Genomic DNA, 19838 nt, shown 5'->3' with positions numbered 1-19838 from the left:
GCCCCGCCATGTCCTAGTGTTGAGTGCGTCGGCATGAGGAATGTGGGGGAGACGGTGCGCAACCCTGAGGATCTGTACGAGCTGGACACCGACCTGCCGGAGCTGTCCGGACCGGTGCTGCTGCACAGCCTCGACGGCTTCGTCGACGCGGGTTCCACCGGGCAGCTCCTGCGCGAGCACCTCCTCGACGCGCTGGACCACCGCGTGATCGCGCGCTTCGACGTGGACTCGCTGCTGGACTACCGGGCCCGCCGCCCGATGATGGTCTACGACCGCGACCACTGGGCGTCCTACGACGCCCCCGAACTGGTCGTCCACCTGCTGCGCGACGAGGTCGGCACCCCGTTCCTCCTGCTCAGCGGACCCGAGCCCGACCGGCTCTGGGAGGGCTTCACCGCCGCCGTCCGCCACCTGGTCGAACGCCTGGGCGTCCGCCTCGTCGTCGGCTTCCACGGCATCCCCATGGGCGTGCCGCACACCCGTCCGGTCGGCCTGACCTCGCACGCCACCCGCTCCGAGCTGATCTCCCGCACCTCCTGGTTCGACAAGGTCCAGGTGCCCGGCAGCGCCGCCGCCCTGCTCGAACTGCGCCTGGGGGAGGCGGGCCACGACGCGCTCGGCTTCGCCGTCCACGTCCCCCACTACCTCGCCCAGGCCGCCTACCCGGCCGCCGCCGTCGCCGCCCTGGAGGCCGTCGTCTCCGCCACCGGCCTGGTCCTGCCGTCCGACCGCCTGCGCGAGGCCGCCGTCAAGACCGACGCCGAGATCGCCGAACAGGTCGCCGGCAACGAGGAGGTCGAGAAGGTGGTGCGCGCCCTGGAGGAGCAGTACGACGCCTTCGCCGGCGCCGCCGACCGCGAGAGCCTGCTCGCCGAGTCCCAGGACATGCCCACCGCCGAGGAGATCGCCGCCCAGTTCGAACGCTTCCTCGCCGAGCAGGACGGCCCCGACTCCCAGCCCTGATTTCGTTTCGCGATCGCACCCCCCGACCGGGTACGCTTGCCCGGTCACCGGGATCACCTCCCGATCCCTTCCGGGCGCATAGCTCAGTGGTAGAGCACTCGCCTTACAAGCGAGGAGTCGCAAGTTCGATCCTTGCTGCGCCCACGCGTGAGGGAAGTATGGTCGGCGCTGCGCGCCTTCCCCCAAGGCCCGCAGTGTCCTTTGGGGGGACGACCCCCCAAACCCCCCGTCCGGCCCTCGTAACCGGGCCTGCGTGCCATCAACGTCCCATCAGCCCGTGTGCCTAGCTCGTGCGCGCGAGAGCACTCCGGCCATTCCGTCGTCATCTTGGTGTGTTGATCTCGACGTCGACGGCGTTCGCGATCGCTTGGTAACCACACGCCGACTGGTGCTGGGAGATCATCGTGCCCCGCGACGCTGTCATGCCCCCATGCGCCCCGCGAGGTCGGACTCGCCCGGGTGCCGCCCGTCACCGGGTGCGCGCCGCCGCCTCCCAGAAACGGTTGGCGGTCCTGACGCCCGACCTGTGACCATCCGCGTATGAGCGAAGAGTTGGATCAGCTCGACCGCCTGATCCTCAGCGGACAGGTGCTTGGTGCCGTGCGCCTGGTCACCGAGTTGTTCGGGTGCAGTCTTCAGGAAGCCATCGAGTTCCATTACGCCCGGTACACCAAACTTCGTGAGACCCGGCCTGATGAGTTCACCACTAGCCCCGAGGAGTATTGGCGCGGCGTCTACACCTAACACCCTCCGGGGTCCGCGCCGTTGCCGAATGGCGGTCACATCCAGGCCGCAGGCCGCCGCCAACGAGTGAAGCTTGCCCCTACGGGGTGCCTACGGCACGGGCCGCCCGCTCATCTGGTCACGAGTCGCGGCCTTCCTCTTCCGTAGAACGGCCAGAACCGCGACGGCTTCTTATACGACGCACTGCATCAATCATGGTTCCGGCCACGACTCCCACGACAGCGCCCATGAGCCCGGTGCCGATTGCGCTGTCACCGGGCTCGTAGCTGTTCCCCAAGAATCCCCACGCAGCCCCCAGCACAGTGCCGACAAGCAACCCCACCCAACTTCCGCTCACCCGCATGCCCTCCCACCGACGTCAACTCCCGTGAGCCTTCAGCCAACGCCGTACTCTGTCCAGCCCGGGAGCGCCACGAGCGCACGTGCGAAACCATTTGCCGCTTAGGAAACCTGAAACGGGGCCTGGAAGGGCGCAGGGCTCGCCCCGACCCCGAGTTGTCGAGGACGGCGGCGGTCAGAACCCGTCAAGGGAGCTTCGCGTCACTGGCGTGATGGCCTACGGCCACCCTTGACGGGATTCGTCCGCCGCTAAGTGCAGGTCTCGTCGGAGCCAGGGGGAGGAAGGCAGGGAAGAACAGCGGCTACGCCGCACGCCCCAGGCCGACACGCACACCAGGCGGCTGCGGCGCGGCGCCCGGGTGCCCTTGATCGCCGTGCCATATGCGTGCCAGATGCACTGTGACGGCGGGGCCGGCCGCGAGGTGGAGCCGGTAGTTGATCAGGCATGACGGGCACGATCGCCGTGCCACTTGCCCGCGAAAATTCGCCGCACAGATCGGGGTGCGCCTGTGACCGAACCCGACCGCCGCCGCGTCCTCTACGTCATCGTGTGCGCCGCCGGCCCCGCCGGCGACGTCGGCAAACTCGTCACGCTCGCCCACCAACGAGGCTGGGACGTCCAGATCATCGCCACCCCGTCAGCCCTGGACTTCATTGACGTTCCCGCCCTGGAGGCCCGAATCGGCCGCCCCGTCCGCAGCCAATATCGCAAGCCAGGCGAACCCCGCTCGCCCAAGGCCGACGCCATCATCGTCGCCCCCGCCACTTACAACACCGTCAACAAATGGGCCGCGGGCATCAGCGACACCTACGCCCTGGGCATCCTCGCCGAAGCCCCCGGCCTAGGCATCCCCGTAGTAGTCCTACCCTTCGTCAAAGTCAACGTAGGGCCGAAGTGATCTAGGTGCTATTCCGAAAATCGCCACCAAGTCTCACTGTGCTATATAGATGTAAACTCTCAGTCCATCGTGCCGTCCTGTGAGATCATTTTCCAAGGCCCGCTTGTTCTTGATTTTGCGGTCGGGGTCATAGACGAAGGCGACGAGAGCTCCGCAGTCCGGATGAGACTTGTAGCGGGCGATGTCGGTGATGAGCTGCTCGCCAACCTCGCTCGCCCCAAGCCCTCTGCGGGTCATCTTGACTTCGATGACGATGCGTTCCGCCTTAAGTAGGAAGTCTACGCGCGATTTCGAACCGGCATATTCAGGCACATAATCTTCCGGCCTGACATCGTCGAAGAAGATCCGAAGTAGACCGTGTACGGCATCTTGAACGTCATACTCATCATCGATGGTGAGAGGAGGCCTGTCGCGCAGCCTGTCCTGCAATGGCGAGAGGAACTCTGGAAATTTCCTGCACATCTGCTCTATGAGTGAGATGTCTTCACTCAGAGACCCCGGTCCTTCAAGCTTCTGTCGTGCCTCAACCAAGATCTGGCGTTGATTGAGAAGAGGGCCGCGAAAGGTTCTTTCGAATGGATGCTGCCAGTAGTCGAAAAGCAAATCTTTGTTATTTGGATCGTAGAGTACGCTGACGTCTCCGGGCGCCTGGAGAAAATTCCGAATCTTGGGAGTGAATATCCCCCCTTCAAATTCTTCTCGAAATCGTTTTTGATATTCCTCGGGGAGGAGGTCGAGTGCTAGCGCATACCATTCATGATATGCGCTAATCAGAGTATCAATTTCTGATCTCGGTGAGATCTGGTTTGGGGCAATCTGGATCTTGGAAGCCATGACTTCCAGCTCTTGGCTCTTGTTGATCAAGGAGTCCAGGCGACTATGTCTCATGGGCGGATCCTAGCGCGCGCGTACGACAGCGGCGGAACTCCGCCGAATTTCCTGCACTGTCGTCGTGCGTAGGACGCGTGCGGAGGCTGGAGTGACTGTGCGGCATCTAGTGCGGGAAGTCTGACGCAGGGGTGATGCTCTCGTGATCACGTGGTGGCAGGTAAGCGATCACGGGGGCGGACGTTGTCGGCGCGGTGAGGGTGTGACCATTTGTGATGTTGTGGTGGCGGTGAGGTGGTTGGACTGTTTGCGGGTGGCGGCAGGGAGGCGTGGTAGGTGAGTGGGCGCCCCGGCTGTTTGGAGGGGGGTGTTGTAAACGATCTTGAAGTGGAGAGAGTTCGGGGAGCAAGATCGTTTGTTTTGGGTCTGGTATTGGGTCTGGGGGCCCGTGTCGGTGGGTCGTTGGGTTGATTTACTTGCGGTTTTGACGGGTTCTTACGGGCCTGGGGGCGCCAGATGCCCAGACGACTGGGAGATCAGGGTGAGGGCGCGCTCTCCTACATCGCCATCACCCTGCTCGTGGCCGCGGTCGCCGCGGCGATCACGGTGGTGGCCGTCCCGGACACGGTCACGAGGGACATCCGGGCCGCGGTTTGCCGGTTGAGCGGTGGCGAGAACTGCGATCGCGGTGAGAAACAGCCGAGTCCGAGCACGTCAACGAGCTCCAGCGCGTCACCGGGCTCGAGTGCGTCACCGAGTGTGCCCGTCACGAACCCGGTCGGTGGGGAGTCGCCGGAAGAGCAGGAGTACACGGCTGCGCAGGACGCCGCGACCAAGGCCGACCAGGAAGCGCAGGCCATCGAGAACGAGTGGAACAACTTCAACCTGCTCAAGGAGATCGCCAAGCTCGGGCTCGACTGGCTGGCCGGCGACATCATCAACTGCATCCGGAAGCCGAACCTCAGCGACTGCATCTGGGGCCTGATCGGGATCATTCCGTGGGGCAAGCTCGGCAAGGCGCTGAAGGCCATCCCCAAGGTCGCCAAGCTGATCGACCGCTTCCTCGACCTCAAGCGGCGGCTGGAGAAGGCCCGTGGTGCCCGCAAGGCCGCCCAGGACCGGCTGAGGAGGGCCCTGGAGGCCTGCCAGGGCGCGGCTCCCAACAGCTTCCCGCCCGGAACCCTGGTGCTGATGGCCGATGGGAGACGAAGACCCATCGAGCAGGTCGCCGTCGGCGACCTGGTCTGGGCCGCCGATCCGGAGACCGGCCGGGACGGCCCGCGGCGGGTCACCCGGACCATCGTCGGCGCCGGCCCCAAGGACCTGGTGGACGTCGTGGTCGACCTCGACGGTGCGCTGGGCGGTCCCACCGCGGTGGTCACCGCCACCGCCAACCACCCGTTCTGGGTGGCGGGCGCGCGCGACTGGATCGACGGCGGCCGCCTGGTGTTCGGCGACATGCTGGCCGCACCCGACGGCCGCCGGGCGATGGTGGTCGAGTCGCGTCGGTACAGAGTCGAGCGGCGCGTCCACAACCTCACGGTGGAGGGACTCCACACCTTCTACGTGACGGTCGGCGGGCTCGATCTCCTCGTCCACAACGATCCGGCCAAGGGCGTCTGCGACCTGCTCGCCAAGCAGCGCGCGAAGATCAAGAACGACATCGACACCGCCATCAAGCAGGGGCGGCTCGACGATGCCGACGGCCTCATCGACCAGGCGCAGGCCAACGCCGACGCCGCCCGGGAGGCGGCGCGCCGGAACCCGACCCAGGCCAACAGGGACGCCGCCAACCAGGCGCAGCGTGAGGTCGACCTGCTCAAGAAGAAGGTCGTCGACTCCAAGATCGACAAGGCGATGCGGTCCGCCGACGAGGACAAGCGACTCGAGGCGACCACCGCCAAATCCATTCGCAACATCGTGCGCGACTTCGGCCGCAAGTACGGTAAGAACGGCGACCTCGGTGAAATAGACATCGAGACCAACAGGGCGATCATCGAGATCTCGAACGGCCGGAAGGCCAGCAAGACCAACCAGATAACCAAATTGATCAACAACAGGCAGATGAATCCGAACGGCAAGCCGGTGGTCGTGCTCGCCACGCAGTGGTCCGGGAAGCAGATCGCCCAGGCCAGGCAGCTGGGTGCTATCGTGGTGCGCACCGAATACGAGCTCAAAGAGGCTCTTCGCAAGCTGGGCGAGCCCGTCTGAGCGAAGGAGCGCGATGGGGCACGAAGTACTGCTGATATTCGCCGACCCCGTGCACCCCGAAGAGTTCCTCGACCTCGTGGAGGAACTCGGGGGCGTGCGGCGCCCCGACCAGTGGACGAATGGCCGCCTGTCGCGCGGAGACCGGCACGTCTGGGTGACGGTGGCCCCGGACAGCGCCCCCGAGTTCGAGCCCGATGACCTCGTGGAGTACGAGAAGAAGCTCGGTGCCCCCATGCTCGCCTCGGTGGAGTTGTCGATTTCCAGCACCGAGGGCAGTGACGCCGTCGCCATGGAACTCATCGAGGCGGCGGCTCGTCGCTGGCGCACGGTCGTCGACAACGACCACGGTGAGGTCTTCTCCGTCGACGAACTGCGCGGGATCCCGCCTGAACGCCTTCCCTTCGCCGGCAGACGTCGATGACAACGACGGTGGTGCGATGAGTCTTTTGGTGCGGGGGGCACCGGCCGTCCGGCAGTCCTTCCGGTCTATGCGTGGCCGCCTCGACCGCCTGTTTCGGCAAATCCCGGTGCCACAGCGGATATACCAGGTCTGACGTGCTCCGTTAGGGTGCCGGTGGCCGGTTAGCCCGGGCGGAGGGCTCGGCCCACGCCCCGGCCGCACGTCCGGCTCGAAGCCGCACCGGATCGTGTATTCCGGATCGACCGGACGCCTCATCGGGACCCTCGCCCAACCAAGTCCCGCCGCTTCCCGTACCACGTCGGCACCTCCAGAGACTCCCGCTCGATCCGCGCGACCACCTAGCCGCCCGTTTCAGCTCGCCGGGCGGCACCTGCCGGGTCCGCGGCCTGCTCACCCACGTGCTCCGCCATGCGATGGTGGTGGTCGCCCCGAACCCTGCACTGAGTTCGGCGGACGTCTCGTTCTCGCGCAGGTACCGGCACCGTCCCTGTGTCCCGGGCGGGAGTGCGCCCGGAAGCTTGCTGCTGATCCCGCACGGTGCTCGCGGACCAACACCCGCGGTGCAGTCCAGGGGGCGGTGCGACAACGGCAGCGAAGAACGACAGAAACGCGTCCGAGGCCTCTGGTGGGACGGGGATGCGGTGCATCACCCGACCTGCCAGGGGATTTCTGCGTATGGAGCCCGCCGCACCGTTCGCGATCATGCCGTGTTGGGCGGCCCTCCGACCGCAGGTGACTCACAGCGAGCTCCCCGCACCTGAGATCAAGGCGCCAACGCGGAATTCATCCCTGATGGCGCGCCCTTTGGACGGAGCTTCTCCGCTCCGGTATCCGTGTGGGGCCGGACAGTCATACGCCGGTCCGATTCGACGACCGCTCATTCATTCAGGAGCAGCAGGAAGGAAATGGGAGAAATGATCGTCCATGCGCAACCCATGAGGGCGAAGGGACCTGCCGCCCATGCGGCAGCGCGTGCCTGCGCATGCGAGGCACCCGACGCTTCCAGGCGGCGACGTACGTTCCCATAGGGCGCGGAGAGGCCCGCGCCGTTCAACTTCGGAACGAATCCGGGGAATACGGGCCCGCACGCCAGCATTCCGACGATGACGAGCGCGACCCCCGCCCAGTCATGACCGTTTCTGCCCAATGCGAACGAACCGCCATGCGCCGCTGCGAGCAGCAGCACGCCACCCAGCTGTATGACGCTCGCCAACGCGGCGGCCCGCCAAGCGCCGGCCTCGGCCCGGCGGAATATCGCCCGGCTGATCCGAGGACCCACTCGAAAGCCGATTGTAATTGCCCAGAACGCGGACCCTATGCTGGAACCGAGTGCGATCCAGAACACGCTTCCTTCTCCGCGACGTCACCGATAAAGAGGAGCATTTAGGATCTCTTGCCTAAAGCTCAACATCAGTGTGTAAATGACGATTTCCTGCGAGTGTGGTTGGATCGGGCTGATCGGCGTCGCCTGTGAGACACGGCCGTCCTTCCTGGCAGATGCGCTCAGCGCTGGGCACCACCGTCGTTGACAGCCCCTCGGTGGCACCTGGGTGGCCGAACAATCCGTACGCCTTGCTGGTAACTGCCCTGTGGACGGCTTCGGTGCGACGCCAGAGCCCGAATCTACGGACCGTAGCTTTAGGTTTGCTAACTCTGCGCTTACAGTCGGCAAGTCCCGTGAAGCCCCCGCGATGGAGATCACACAAGGCCCTCGGGGCGGGCCTCGGTGCTGACTCCATCAGCACCGAGGCCGTTCCGCGCGGGCCGCTCGGCATCGCCGCAGTTCGAGACACTCAAGGTGCGCGCTCGTCACTCGGCGACACCCCCACCGTGGCCTGGGCCGACATCGGCAGAGTGGACGCACTGATGGCATTCCTGCTCACCGAGGAGCCCGAACGCCTCCGCGTCCTCGGCGACGTCCCCGACGAACGGTCCGCCGGAGAGATCGCCGACGTACCGGTCCTCCGCGAGGGCGGCGCCCCGGACGATGCGAAGCGCGAGTTCGATGGCGTCGCCGGCGTTGTCCCCAGACGCTGACCGACCTGGGCGACCAACTCGCCTGCCGCGTCTTCGTCACCTGGCGGGGACGGCTCCGACGGTCAGTCTCGACGTCGTCGGCCGCCAGGCCGAGGATGCCTTGACTCGGCCGTCGTGTCGTACGGAGCCGTCCAGTTGATGGCTTCGAGTTGGCGCACGTGAGCGCCGAGGGGCTGGAAAACCGGCAGGGGTGGGGATGCGTGGGCCGCGCCGTGAGAGGCGGGGGGCGGTTGCACGCCCACAGGGCTCGCCGCGCTGTGGGGGTGGGGCGCGCGTCATGGATGCCCGGTCATGCCCTGGGAGGGAGGTTCTTGAGGTAGCGCGCGCTGCGGTCGCTCCACTCCTGATAACCGAGATTCCGATAGAAGGGGTGCGACTCGGTGCGGCTTCGTGCGCTGGTCACCTCCATGGTGACGCAGCCGAGGTCGCCGGCCGCTTCCTCGGCTGCTTCGACAAGCCGCCGGCCGATTCCCTGCCCCCGCCGTCCGGCCGCGACGACGAGTGCGACGATGCGTCCAGAGCGTCCCCCTCGTTCCAGGTAGGGAATCGCCGCCACGGCGACCGCTCCCACCACCTGGCCACCGCCCTCGGCGACGAGGACGACGCCGGCCGTTTCCTGTGCCCATGTCGCCAAGCGCAGTCGTACGTCATCGATGCTGTTGTCGGGATATCCCAGCTCGGCCAGCAACGACGCCACCTGCGCCGCGTCTTCGAGCCGGGCCCTCCGGACGGTGAAATCCGCCGCTGTGCTCACCGGGATTGATCCTCCTGCGTCGATACGCATGTCCTGATCTCCGCCCGCGCGGTCCGCACGATACGACTCAGCCGCATGGTCAGGGACAGTGCCGTCTTGGGGCCCATCCCGATGGACAGAGCACTTTCCGAGCTTCGCCGCCGACTACGTCATTCACCTTGGTGCCGCGCGTCAGCGGCTCCGAAGACGCGGAGTGAGAACTCCCTGCCGGCCCCGGAAGGATTCCTAATGAGAAACCGGTGAATACGGCAGGCATCGGTCAGGTGGGTTGCTGTTACTGACGGGCTGGGGGCGGCTCGGCGGTGGTGACGGCCGGTGCGGGCGGGCAGTGGGTGCCGTGAGGTGGGGTGCGGAGGGTTCGCAGGTTGCGCTCGATGGCTGTTCTGCTGCAGGGGTCGTTCAGGTAGGTGACGTGGGCGACGCCGTCATAGGTGAGCAGCGTCGCGGTGGGGATCTGACGTGCCACGTTGGTCGCCGCCCGGTAGGTGGTCACGAAGTCGTGTCGGCTGTTGGTCATCAGGATCGGCGGGGTGCCCTTGATCCGGTACGGGCGTTGCGGGTTGCGGGACTGGGGCAGGTAGCCCTGGCATCCGATGACGTCGTTCCAGGCGCCCCGGGTTGATCCGCATGTGCGGCGCCGCCGCCCTGGAGGCGGCCTTGAGCCGCTGCAAGTCACCGAAGCCGCGGACCGTGAATCGGAAGTCGGAGCAGTAGATCGGCGACGTGGGGTCGGGGGTCGTGCCGGGGTCTTCGGCCCGTGCCCGGGTTCCGGTGTCCAGCCCGGCCAGATCCTGGGCCAGGTCTTCCCATGACGGAGAGGAGGCCAGCGAGGGATGGATTCTGGCGGCCAGGTCTTCGGGGGAGAGCGTGCTTCCCGGCCGGTCCGGGTCGTCGAGGTCGCCTCGCTCGGCCCTCGCCATCAGCTCGTCCAGGACCTTGATGGCGTCCTGGCCGGTCAGGGCACATCGCGGACTGGTCGCACACCAGGCGGCGAACCGCCGGTAGGCCTGCTCCATCGCCGTGGACGCCGAGGTCAGATGACGGCGGGCGTCGGTGACGCTGTAGTCGACGTTGCTGTCCAGCACCAGGGCGCGCAGCCGGTGCGGGAACTCCTCGGCGTACAGCTGGCCGAGCAGTGTGCCGTACGAAGCGCCGACGACGGAGATCCGCCGCTCGCCCAGCGCCCGGCGGACCGCCTCCAAGTCGCGTGCCACGCTGCGGGTGTCGACGTGATCGAACAGCGGGCCGGTGAGCCGTCGGCACGCCTGCGCGCGCCGCTGGTGGTAGGACACCAGACGCTGGTACGCCTCCGCGTCGCGCGGGTACTGCGACCGGGCAGAGCGCCGGATGGCTGCGCCCGATCCCGCGGGCGTCGAACCCGATGAGGTCGAAGCGCCGGAGGACCTCGGGCCCGAAGACGTCGGCGCGCTGGAGCACCACATCCACGCCGGAGCCCCCCGGCCCACCGGGTAGCGCGAACAACGCGCCTATCCGGCGCTCGGGGTTCTCGGCCCGTGCCCGGGCCACCGTGACGGCGACCTTCGCGCCCCAGGGATCGGCCCAGTCGATCGGTACGGAAACGGTGCCGCATTCGACCGACGTGTCCCCGGGCACGGCTTCCAGGTGATTCCTCCGGCCGGCGGGGCGTGCGCGTCCTGTGCCCGTGCCGGGCTGCTCAGCAGTGCTCCTGATATCGACAGCGCCAACGTGACCGAACCGATCCGCTTCATCGGCACTCCCGGGGCGGTTCGCTCCGGCGCCGTCCTGTGTCCGGCTCACCTCCCCGGCACCATTTAAGATCAACTGTGTCGACTGAACGGCCCGTTGCGGACGTGCCGATATCGCGGCGCAGGGGCGCCCGGCGCCGGTTTGACATCGCCGTCGGCGGAGCAATCCGGCACTGGTGGCGTGCATTGCCGAAGCAGGCGTTGACCTGCGGTGATAGACGCCGTGTCCAACATCTCGCCCATGGAGACCATGCGGGATTATTTCCGCGAACGGGGTGTCGGCTCATATCACATGAGAACCCGGCGTCGACACATCCGGCAATGAAACTTCCACGCCGATTCGGGGTGGGCGCTTCCGCGTTGGAAGGGGCGGTGAAAAGGCGTGGAAGAGCGTTCCGTTCGGCAAACGCGTGTCCTACGGTTTTGTTGCCCAGTCCATGAGGGGCCCGGCCGAGTCGTTCCCATGCGGCCGATGAGTTGATTGGGGCATGCAGTCCATTCTCAGGAGAAGCCATGCAACACGTACGTGACGCCGTCCTGTCGTTGTTCCGTGTCGTGGTCGGCCTGCTGTTCGCCTGTCACGGAGCCGCGAGCCTGTTCGGAGTCCTCGGCGGGCCGCACGGCGGGGTTCCGGTCCGCGTCGGCGAGTGGCCGAGCTGGTGGGCGGCCGTGATCGAGCTGGTCGGCGGCGGCCTGGTGATGATCGGCCTGGCCACCCGCCCCGCCGCATTCGTCTGCTCCGGGGCGATGGCCTACGCCTACTTCACCGTCCATCAGCCCAAGGAACTGTTCCCGCTGGTCAACGGCGGCGAGCTGGCGGCCCTGTTCTCCTGGTCCTTCCTGCTGCTGGCGCTGTTCGGCGGCGGCCCCTGGGCGCTGGACGCACTGATCGCCCGGCGGGGCCGGCCTGCGAAGACGGTCACCGTCCGCGCCCCCGTCGCCCCGAAGGCCGGGCATACCGGGAGCGCCTGACCTGGACGCCGCGGCGGCCCCGACCCCACGCCGCCCGCTCCAGCGGCGTGGGCTCGACCTTTCGTACGGGCCGTACGCCGCGCAAACCGGTGCACGCCGGGCCATTGGTCGTCTGCGGAATTTCGTTCGGCATGGATCTCGGGTCGCAGTACAGTCGCGGCTCGGTGAGCGTCGGCCGGCCCGGCAGAGAAGGTGAATCCATGGCGCGGAGAGATCCCCAGGAGAAGAAGCGGATCAGCTATGCCAAGGACCGCCGCAACGCCTACGCCGAGAACGACAAGTCTTCACGGAACGCCATACGGCTGAACAAGCGGTTCCCGCACCGCGCCAACCGGCACCGGGTGCAGCAGGTCCTCCGGGACGCGGTCGGCGCGGCCGCCGCCGACACCGCGGACGACGTCGAAGAACGCCTGGGGCGCCGGCGGCCGAAGAGCTGGCGGAAGCATCCGGACCTGCCGCTCGGCGACTGGGTGGAAAGCAGGCTGCAACGGCGTCTCGAGATCGACGCCGACAGCCCGGCCGACGAGCGGCGCCTTGCCCGAGTCCGGCAGAGGAGACGTCGCCGGGCCAAGTTCCGCACCCTCAGGAAGGCGGAGATCGCCACGAAGGGAACCGTCGAGCGGTACTGGTAGCAACGTGCGGTGGACGCAGGCGTGGGGCGAAGACGCCGGCCGACGTGACCGGTCAGACGACTGAGGGGCGAGTCAGGTGGGGTGGGCCGGTTGGTCGCGGTCCGAGCGCGGCCAGACGTACGGCAGGTCGGCCGGTACGCCGGGGAAGATCGGGCCGTAGAACTCCGGATCCTTGCGGACGAGGGCGGACCGGTGGCTCAGGTGCAGGGCCGGGTCGCCCAGCCAGGGCGGCAGCTGCCCGGCCTCGGCCAGCCGCGCCTGGGTCCGCGGCCGCCCGGTGCCCTTGGCGGTGAGCAACTCGGCCGTCAGCGTGGCGGCGCAGGTGTCATTGTGGCCGAGGGCGCACCACCGCTGACACATCTCCAGGCCGTAGCGGACCAGCGCCTCCTCGTAGCCGGTCCACATCCGCACGGCCGGATGGTGCCGCCAGCCGTACCCGGGCACCGTGAGGCCGCGCAGCACCTGGATCGTCTCGACACGCTGCTTGCCGAGCCTGCGCCGGTCGAGGACGCGGGCCGTGGCGGCGAAGTCCGCGTACGGAAGGAAGGTCTGCACGGCCCCCATCGATTCCGGATCGGCGGCTCTGCCGCGGCGGCGGATGGGCGAGCCGGTCGCCGTACCGCGGCAGGTCGGCCTCGTTGCTGCCCCTAGCCGGAGGGCCGAAACCTGGACGTCGGCCGGGGACGCCCGCCGATCCGGAGGTCATGTCGCCGAACCGGATGCCTGTGCGGCGGCCCCGTCCTCTCCGGCAGGGCGTGGTGCTGTGGGGGGCCGGAAGTGCGTTCACCGCGTTGTGGCCCGCTCACGCCGGTCGGCCCGGTCGAGAGGGCGGCGGCGCTGTGCGGGCAGGGAGGACGGCCGGGGGGAGGTCAGTCGGAGGGGGTGGGCAGGACGGTGGGTTTGGGCTGGCCGTCGGGGAGGAGCAGGAAGACCTTGGGGCTGAGGCGTTGCATGTCGCCGCGGCGGCCGAAGACCAGGCCCGCTGCGAAGTCGACGAACTGGCGGGCCACGTCGTCGGGGAGGTCGGTGAGGTCCATCACGACGGGGACGCGTTTGTTGCGGAAGAAGTGCCCGACGTGCAGGGCCTCGTTGTAGTCACGGGGGCGCAGGGTCTTGACCATCACCCCGTCAGTCTCGCCGAGCGGGGCCGGACGTCAAGAGAGGGCCCCGTCCCCTGAGCGGGGGCGGGGCCTTTGGTGGCTCTCCCCGCGCCGGCGGGTGAGGGCCGAGGGGGCGTGGGGGGTCACCTCGGGCGGCGCATGCCCATGCCGCCCGCGCGGGTGCCCGCGAGACCGAGGGTGGCCAGGCCAAGGACGAGGATCAGTGCGCCCACCACGACATTGCTGACGATCGTCGGCGTCGTGTTCATGCGACCGGCGATCACCCACGGGCTGATGATCGTCCATACGCCGATGATGGGTGCGACCCAGGCGATGCCGTACGTGCGGCCGAAGGCCAGGGCGAAGCCCAGCCCGAGCGCCGCCACCGCGAGGCCGGTGATCAGGTTGTTCACCGTGATCGGCCGCAGGCCGCTGAACCCCACGATCCACGGGGAGATCGCCAGGTAGAGCCCGCTCAGCACGGTCAGGCCGTCCAGGGCCTGCGCGGTGGGACTCGCCGCGGCGAGCTCGTACCGCGTGCGCATCTCGGCTATGTCGGGATGCCGCTCGATGTCTGCCGGGTGCGTCATCTGATGCACACCACCTTCCGGTGCCGGGGACGAGACGGTCCCGCCCCTGGCTCGCCTCCCGCGGTCGGAAGCCTCCCGTTACGGGAGGACGAGTCATCCATCGATCCTTCCTTTCACGGTAGCCCGGTCCGACCGGCCGGTAAGGGCGGGACCCGCGCCCTTGGCGTGGTGTTTGCCCATGTCATGGGGCATTGTTGGGGTTCGTCCGGTGGGGGCGGGGCGGGCCTTGACCGGGCGCTGGGGCGCCGTCGAACGCGGGACGCGGGGCACGGGTGATCCCGTGGAGAAGGCCATGCGCGCCCACGACGGACGCCGCCGGGCGCCGGTGAGCGTCCCAAATGGGGGGCCGGGTGAGGGTGCGCCTGGTCAGCGGCCGGTTTAACACGGCGTTCACATACGGGCAATGGACCCGAAATCGGGCGTTGTCAACCTTTCCAGGGCCGAAACCACCGGGACCGGCAACACGAAGGGATCGCACGTTGACCTACAAGGCCGAGTACATCTGGATCGACGGCACCGAGCCGACCGCCCGGCTTCGGTCCAAGACCAAGATCCTCCCGGACGGCGCCGACCTGCCGGACTGGGGGTTCGACGGGTCGAGCACGAACCAGGCGCCGGGGAAGAACTCGGACTGTGTGCTCAAGCCGGTCTTCTCCTGTCCCGACCCGCTGCGCGGCGGTGACCACAAGCTGGTGCTGTGCGAGGTGTACCTGCCGGACGGGACGCCGCACCCCACCAACACCCGGGCCGCGCTGCTGCCCGTCGCCGAGAAGTACGCCGCCCAGGAGCCCTGGTACGGCATGGAGCAGGAGTACACGTTCTTCAAGGACGGCCGTCCGCTCGGCTTCCCCGAGCGCGGGTTCCCCGCGCCGCAGGGCTTCTACTACTGCGGCGTCGGGTCCGACGAGGTGTTCGGGCGTGAGATCGTCGAGCGGCACCTGGACGCCTGCCTGGCCGCCGGGCTGAGCGTGTCGGGCATCAACGCCGAGGTCATGCCCGGCCAGTGGGAGTTCCAGATCGGCCCGGCGGGCCCGGTCGAGGTCTCCGACCAGATGTGGATGGCGCGCTGGCTGCTGTACCGCATCGCCGAGGAGTTCGACGTGGCCGCCACGCTCGACCCCAAGCCGGTCGCGGGCGACTGGAACGGCGCGGGCGCGCACACCAACTTCTCCACCAAGGCGATGCGCGAGGCCTACGACCCGATCATCACCGCGTGCGAGGCGCTGGGCACCAAGGCGCAGGAGCACATCGCCGGGTACGGCGCCGACATCGAGCGCCGCCTGACCGGCATGCACGAGACCGCCCCCTGGAGCGAGTACAGCTACGGCGTGTCGGACCGGGGCGCCTCGGTGCGCATCCCGTGGCAGGTCGAGGTGGACAAGAAGGGCTACATCGAGGACCGCCGCCCGAACGCCAACTGCGACCCGTACGTGGTGACCCGGCTGATCACCGACACCTGCTGCGAGGCGCTGGAGCGGGCCGGACAGGTCTGAGCACAGGGGCGGCGCCGGGCGTCGCCCCCACGGGCGAGGGGGTTTCGGGAGCGGGGCGCTTCCCGGAACCCCCTCCAGCGTCTCCGGACGGGCTCCGGCGTCCTCAGGCGAGGGGGCGGCGGCCCGCGAAGCCGAGCTCGGTGCGGTGGTACCAGCCCAGCTCGGTGTCGCCCTCCAGCCAGCACAGGCGGACCGAGCGGCCGTCCAGCACGGCGGGGAAGTCGACCAGGAACGGCGCGATGCCCTTGATCTCGATGCCCTGGCCGGTGAACCAGGCGATCTGCTCGTCCAGCCGCGCCTCGAACGCCTTCACCTCGGCCATGCCGCCCAGCGGGGACGAGCCGGACGCGCGCAGGTCCAGGGCGAGCTCGGCCAGGTCGGCGCGGAGCCGGACGATCTCGGCGGCGCGTGCGCGCACCTCGGGGATCAGGGCGCGCGCCTGGGCCACGGTGAACTCGCGTCCGTCCGCCGTCACTGCGCCGCCCCCCGAGGTCGCTTCCGGTGGCAATTTTCCCCCACCGAACGTTACCTCCCGCCCCGACGGGAATGGCGAAGGGGCATCAAATGACCGCAAAGTGTCGATGCCGGGGGAGTTCACCGTACGTGGTCGGGTAGCACCTGGGACGTTCACGTCGGGGGGACAGGGGGAGGCGCCATGGCCGGGACCCCGTTCGGACGGTTCTACGGCGACTCGCCCGACAGGGACCGGCACGGGACGGAGGGCGCTGGCCACCGGGCCGGACGCTCGCGGCACGGCACGGACGGGGCGCCGCCGCGCGCCTGGCAGCGTTCCTTCCGGTGCCAGTCCGGCATCGGACGGTCGGCGTGGTACGCCGACAGCGCCATGGCCCGCTACCGGCGGTTCATCGCCCTGCACGAGGCGTTCTCCCTGCCGCCGGACGTGAACGAGCGGCGCCTGTGGCTGAGCGGCGCCGGCGTCTCGGCGGCGGCCGCGGGCACGGCGTTCGCGGGGGTGCTCGTGCTGCGCGGGCTGTTCGGGTTCGACGTGCCCGTGTTCGGCGGGGGCCAGGGCCGGGCCGTCCCGGCGGCCGCGACGTACGCGTTGTGCGCGGCGGCCGCGGGACTGCAGGCGACCGCGCTGCTGAACGTCCTGGCGTCGGTGGCCGTCCGTCCCGTGCGCGCCTTCGGCTGGATCGGCGCGCTGGCCGTCCTGCTGCTGACGCTGCTGCCGCTGACGGTGCGCGCCCCGCTGGAGGACGCGCTGGCCACCGCGGCGCTCAACCTGCTGACCGGCTGCCTCATCACCGGGTCGCTGGCGGCCGCCGGCGCCTGGTCGACGTCCTGGCCGCCGCGTCCGCCCGTGCCCTACTGACCGCCGACGGTGATCGTCAGCGGGGCGGGCGCGCGGGTGGAGGTGATCCGCAGGTGCCGCAGGCGGCGCCGCACCCGGTGGTCGACGGGCTCGGCGGGCGCCAGGACGCACAGCTCGCGGTGCAGGCCGGAGAAGCCGACGACCAGGGTGGCGTCCCAGGTGCCGCGGGGCAGCGGGTCGTCGACGAACGCCCTGGTCATGGGGATGTCGGCGGTGTAGGTCATCCGGTCGGCCCCGGCGTCCAGCATCGCGATCACCTCGTACACCCGGCCCGTGCGGCGGTCGCGCAGCGCGAGGGTCGCCGAGATCGGCGGGGCGAACGCGCGCAGGTCGAGATGGCCGCTGACGACGAGGGTCTCGTCGTGCTCGTTCCAGGCCACCGCGTCGGCGCGGACGTCCCCGGCGACGTGCCGCTCGCCGCCCACGTCGACCGCCAGCGGGCCGTAGACGCTGAAGTACACGGTCACGGTGGTCGAGTCGGGCAGGAAACCGCGTCGCGGCGAGACGTCGAGGCCGGGGGAGCGGCCGGGGCCGAGCGGCACGGTCTCGGCGCCGACGGTCAGGTCGAGGTCCCACAGGCCGTGCGGCAGCGGCCGACCGTCGGCGGCGCCGGCGACGTCGATGGCCGCCTCGAAACGCAGGCCCCCGGACCCGGCCGGCGCCGCGGTCGCGGGGCACGACAGCGTCCGGTCGCCGTCGTGCTCGCGCAGGACGAGCCGGGCCTCCGGCGCGCCGTCCGGTGCGGGGTGCAGCGACCCGGCGACGCGCAGGGTCGTCCCCGTCCAGCCGACTTCGGTGACGACGGCGTCGTGTTCCGTTGTCTCCTGATATGTCACGGGCACCGGTCTTCCCCGCATGCGGCCGCGCACTCGGCCGCCGGGGCCGAAGGTCAGGGCACCACGGTCACCGGCCAGCGTCCGGCGCGCACGAGCCGTACCGCCACCGAGCCGATCAGCCGGTGCCCCGCCTGCTGCGACGCCCCGACGATCACCGCGTCGGCGCGGGACTCGTCGGCGACGCGCGACAGCACCCCGTACGCGTCGCCCTGCTCGACCAGCAGCTCGTAACGCACCTCGTCCGGCCGGGTGGCCGCCACGCGCTCCAGCTCCCCGCGCAGCTCGGCGACGATCTCCTCGCTGGCCTCGCGCAGCACCGCCGCGCCGCCCGGGGTGAGCGTCGACATCGACGCCAGCGGGGTGACGTGCACCAGCAGCAGCCGCGCGCCGCTGCGCCGCGCCAGCCCCCAGGCGTAGGAGGCCGCCCGCAGGGACGTCTCCGAGCCGTCCACCCCGGTGACGATCACCTTCGGTCCGTCTCTGCCGTACTCGAACGGCCCCTCGTGCACCACGACTCCCAGCCTAGGGCCGCCACGCGCCGCCGCCTCCGCCGCCTCCGCTGTCTCCGCCGCCTCCGCGGGCGCCCGCCGGAAAAAACTCGCGGCGGTTGCGCCGGGACGGCGCACGCGGCGAACCGGGAAGCGGAACGTGCGGGCCCGCCGAGCGCGTCCCATCGTTTTCACGGTTTCTTTCCGGGGCGGGACGGCCGGACGGCCCGACGGATTTAACACGCTCTTCACAGGGATGTGATATGAACCTCACCGTGGATGCACGCAGAATGGTCTGAGATTCCCCCGCGTCCGGCTCGCCGAACGGAGTGGACAATAGCGAAATGAAGCCGTCCCCCCGGAGCGTGCGCGACGCCGCGGCCGGCCTGGCCCGCAAGGTGCTCTACGGCCGCGTCGCCGACCTGCGCCCGATGCCCGCCGATGTGGCCGAGGCCGAGCCCCGGGGATGCCTGCACCGCTACCGCCCGCCGGAGGGCGTCATCCCCACCGGGCCGCCGGTGCTGTTCGTGTCGCCGCTGGCCGCGCCCGCCCGCTGCTACGACCTGCGCCGGGGCTGCAGCCTGGCCGGACACGCCGTGGCCCGGGGGCGGCGCACCTACCTGCTGGATCCCGGCACGCCCCGCTTCACCGACCGCGGGCCCGCGCTGGCCGCCTGGGCGGGACGGGTGCTGCCCGCGGCGATCCGCGCCGTCAGCCGGGACGCGGGCGGGCAGCCCGTGCAGCTCGTGGGGTGGTGCCTGGGCGGCGCGTACTCGTTGCTGGCCGCCGCCGACCCCGCGCTGCCGATCGCCTCGGTGACCGCCGTGGCGATCCCGGCCGGGCCGCCGCCCGCGCCGTTCCCCGGGGGATTGTCCAGGATGCTGGGCGACCGGCCGAACGCGTTGCTGGAACGAGCTTTCCGATTCGCCGACGTCGACAAATACCTGCGCCGTCCTTACAAGATAATGACAGGCGTTGACATCATCGAGTTCCTGGCGCAGGAAGAGGCGGTCGACCACTTCCTCGGCATGATGCCGACCGCACCGGGACGCACCGCCGAGCAGGTTTACACCGCGTTCGTGCGGGAGCTCGCCCCGGCCGGAGACCGGCTCGAGATCGGGGGCCGCCGGGCGTGGCTGGCGGACGTGCGGGTGCCCGTGCTCCTGGTCGCCGGACGCGGCGACGCGGTGGCGCCGGTCGCGGCCGTCCGCTCGGTCGCCCGGATGCTCACCGGCTCGCCCCGGCTGCGCCTGGTGGCGGCGCCCGGCGGGCACCTAGGCGTGCTGACCGGCCCCGCCGCCCGCGCCACCACCTGGACGTACCTGGACCGCTGGCTGGACGAGGGCGTGCTGCGCCACGGCATCCGCGCCCACCGCCGGGAGGCCGCCAGCGTCTGACCCGCGCCCGCCCCTGCTGCTGGGGCCGACGCATCCGGAGCCGACCGCCCCCCGCCGCCCGGTCGCCGCTCCCC

General features: G+C 69.5%; 20 protein-coding genes, 1 tRNA gene and 2 pseudogenes. 12 read left to right on the top strand and 11 right to left on the bottom strand.

Annotated elements, in window-relative coordinates; all coding sequences use genetic code 11:
• The first annotated feature begins 54 nt into the window (after positions 1 to 54).
• From ABD811_RS15025 to ABD811_RS15010, 4 genes and pseudogenes are all read left to right on the top strand, one after another.
• Positions 55 to 963 (top strand): proteasome assembly chaperone family protein, encoded by a 909-nt coding sequence (locus ABD811_RS15025; RefSeq protein ID WP_344947464.1) that lies wholly within the window; start codon positions 55 to 57, stop codon positions 961 to 963.
• Between the two features lie 72 nt (positions 964 to 1035).
• Positions 1036 to 1107 (top strand) — tRNA-Val (locus ABD811_RS15020).
• A 396-nt stretch (positions 1108 to 1503) separates the two neighbouring features.
• Positions 1504 to 1707 carry a hypothetical protein gene (locus ABD811_RS15015; protein WP_344947009.1) on the top strand — a complete coding sequence of 68 codons (204 nt, stop codon included), beginning with the start codon at positions 1504 to 1506 and terminating at the stop codon, positions 1705 to 1707.
• Positions 1708 to 2555: 848 nt separating this feature from the next.
• A pseudogene (locus tag ABD811_RS15010) lies at positions 2556 to 2921 on the top strand (flavoprotein); the annotation flags it as partial.
• Between the two features lie 57 nt (positions 2922 to 2978).
• Here the strand turns inward: ABD811_RS15010 and ABD811_RS15005 are convergent.
• Positions 2979 to 3809 (bottom strand): PD-(D/E)XK nuclease domain-containing protein, encoded by an 831-nt coding sequence (locus ABD811_RS15005; RefSeq protein ID WP_344947006.1) that lies wholly within the window; start codon positions 3807 to 3809, stop codon positions 2979 to 2981.
• A gap of 480 nt (positions 3810 to 4289) precedes the next feature.
• On the opposite strand from ABD811_RS15005, the gene ABD811_RS15000 reads away from it, so the two are divergent.
• Positions 4290 to 5984, top strand: a complete 1695-nt coding sequence (locus ABD811_RS15000) for a Hint domain-containing protein (RefSeq protein WP_344947003.1) — start codon at positions 4290 to 4292, stop codon at positions 5982 to 5984.
• Between the two features lie 13 nt (positions 5985 to 5997).
• Complete coding sequence (locus tag ABD811_RS14995; protein ID WP_344947000.1) at positions 5998 to 6405, top strand: hypothetical protein; 408 nt, start codon at positions 5998 to 6000, stop codon at positions 6403 to 6405.
• An 877-nt stretch (positions 6406 to 7282) separates the two neighbouring features.
• On the opposite strand, the gene ABD811_RS14990 is transcribed toward ABD811_RS14995, so the two are convergent.
• Positions 7283 to 7591 (bottom strand): hypothetical protein, encoded by a 309-nt coding sequence (locus ABD811_RS14990; protein ID WP_344946997.1) that lies wholly within the window; start codon positions 7589 to 7591, stop codon positions 7283 to 7285.
• Between the two features lie 644 nt (positions 7592 to 8235).
• Between ABD811_RS14990 and ABD811_RS14985 the strand changes: the two genes are divergently transcribed.
• Complete coding sequence (locus tag ABD811_RS14985) at positions 8236 to 8442, top strand: hypothetical protein (RefSeq protein WP_344946994.1); 207 nt, start codon at positions 8236 to 8238, stop codon at positions 8440 to 8442.
• Positions 8443 to 8731: 289 nt separating this feature from the next.
• Here the strand turns inward: ABD811_RS14985 and ABD811_RS14980 are convergent, their stop codons facing one another.
• From ABD811_RS14980 to ABD811_RS14970, 3 genes and pseudogenes are all read right to left on the bottom strand, one after another.
• Positions 8732 to 9196, bottom strand: coding sequence for a GNAT family N-acetyltransferase (locus tag ABD811_RS14980; protein WP_344946991.1), 465 nt, complete (start codon positions 9194 to 9196; stop codon positions 8732 to 8734).
• Between the two features lie 274 nt (positions 9197 to 9470).
• Positions 9471 to 9872 carry an alpha/beta hydrolase gene (locus ABD811_RS14975; protein ID WP_344946987.1) on the bottom strand — a complete coding sequence of 134 codons (402 nt, stop codon included), beginning with the start codon at positions 9870 to 9872 and terminating at the stop codon, positions 9471 to 9473.
• A 256-nt stretch (positions 9873 to 10128) separates the two neighbouring features.
• Positions 10129 to 10638: pseudogene (locus tag ABD811_RS14970) on the bottom strand (alpha/beta fold hydrolase); the annotation flags it as partial.
• A 798-nt stretch (positions 10639 to 11436) separates the two neighbouring features.
• Here ABD811_RS14970 and ABD811_RS14965 point away from each other — a divergent pair.
• Both ABD811_RS14965 and ABD811_RS14960 read left to right on the top strand, forming a co-directional pair.
• Entirely contained in the window at positions 11437 to 11895 is a 459-nt protein-coding gene (locus ABD811_RS14965) for a DoxX family protein (protein ID WP_344946984.1), read from the top strand.
• 200 nt (positions 11896 to 12095) lie between these two features.
• The gene (locus ABD811_RS14960; protein ID WP_344946981.1) at positions 12096 to 12527 is read left to right on the top strand and encodes a hypothetical protein; all 432 of its coding nucleotides are present in this window, start codon (positions 12096 to 12098) and stop codon (positions 12525 to 12527) included.
• A gap of 72 nt (positions 12528 to 12599) precedes the next feature.
• Here the strand turns inward: ABD811_RS14960 and ABD811_RS14955 are convergent, their stop codons facing one another.
• The 3 genes from ABD811_RS14955 to ABD811_RS14945 form a co-directional block, all read right to left on the bottom strand.
• Positions 12600 to 13082 carry an MSMEG_6728 family protein gene (locus ABD811_RS14955; RefSeq protein ID WP_344946978.1) on the bottom strand — a complete coding sequence of 161 codons (483 nt, stop codon included), beginning with the start codon at positions 13080 to 13082 and terminating at the stop codon, positions 12600 to 12602.
• 314 nt (positions 13083 to 13396) lie between these two features.
• A complete protein-coding gene (locus tag ABD811_RS14950; RefSeq protein ID WP_344947461.1) occupies positions 13397 to 13648 on the bottom strand; it encodes a cell division protein SepF in 252 nt (83 codons plus the stop codon).
• Positions 13649 to 13770: 122 nt separating this feature from the next.
• Entirely contained in the window at positions 13771 to 14217 is a 447-nt protein-coding gene (locus ABD811_RS14945) for an SPW repeat protein (protein ID WP_344946975.1), read from the bottom strand.
• Positions 14218 to 14696: 479 nt separating this feature from the next.
• On the opposite strand from ABD811_RS14945, the gene glnII reads away from it, so the two are divergent.
• A complete protein-coding gene (gene glnII, locus ABD811_RS14940) occupies positions 14697 to 15710 on the top strand; it encodes a glutamine synthetase (protein ID WP_344946972.1) in 1014 nt (337 codons plus the stop codon).
• A gap of 103 nt (positions 15711 to 15813) precedes the next feature.
• On the opposite strand, the gene ABD811_RS14935 is transcribed toward glnII, so the two are convergent.
• On the bottom strand, positions 15814 to 16185 hold the full coding sequence (locus ABD811_RS14935) for a DUF2203 domain-containing protein (protein ID WP_344946969.1): 372 nt from the start codon (positions 16183 to 16185) through the stop codon (positions 15814 to 15816).
• A gap of 180 nt (positions 16186 to 16365) precedes the next feature.
• On the opposite strand from ABD811_RS14935, the gene ABD811_RS14930 reads away from it, so the two are divergent.
• Positions 16366 to 17043, top strand: a complete 678-nt coding sequence (locus ABD811_RS14930) for a DUF6069 family protein (RefSeq protein ID WP_344946966.1) — start codon at positions 16366 to 16368, stop codon at positions 17041 to 17043.
• Here ABD811_RS14930 and ABD811_RS14925 read toward each other — a convergent pair.
• Together ABD811_RS14925 and ABD811_RS14920 are read right to left on the bottom strand one after the other, a co-directional pair.
• Positions 17037 to 17885: a hypothetical protein gene (locus ABD811_RS14925; RefSeq protein ID WP_344946963.1), complete on the bottom strand. Its 849-nt coding sequence runs from the start codon at positions 17883 to 17885 to the stop codon at positions 17037 to 17039. The genes ABD811_RS14930 and ABD811_RS14925 overlap by 7 nt on opposite strands.
• Positions 17886 to 17932: 47 nt before the next feature.
• Positions 17933 to 18391: a universal stress protein gene (locus ABD811_RS14920; protein ID WP_344946960.1), complete on the bottom strand. Its 459-nt coding sequence runs from the start codon at positions 18389 to 18391 to the stop codon at positions 17933 to 17935.
• A 320-nt stretch (positions 18392 to 18711) separates the two neighbouring features.
• Here ABD811_RS14920 and ABD811_RS14915 point away from each other — a divergent pair, with 320 nt between their 5' ends.
• Positions 18712 to 19764, top strand: a complete 1053-nt coding sequence (locus ABD811_RS14915) for an alpha/beta fold hydrolase (RefSeq protein WP_344946957.1) — start codon at positions 18712 to 18714, stop codon at positions 19762 to 19764.
• Positions 19765 to 19838: the final 74 nt, after the last annotated feature.

This window comes from Actinomadura miaoliensis (genome assembly GCF_039536785.1).
GTDB classification, from domain to species: domain Bacteria; phylum Actinomycetota; class Actinomycetes; order Streptosporangiales; family Streptosporangiaceae; genus Spirillospora; species Spirillospora miaoliensis.
The sequence above is the reverse complement of the archived record's forward strand: the minus strand, read 5'-3'. Positions and strand labels throughout refer to the sequence as shown.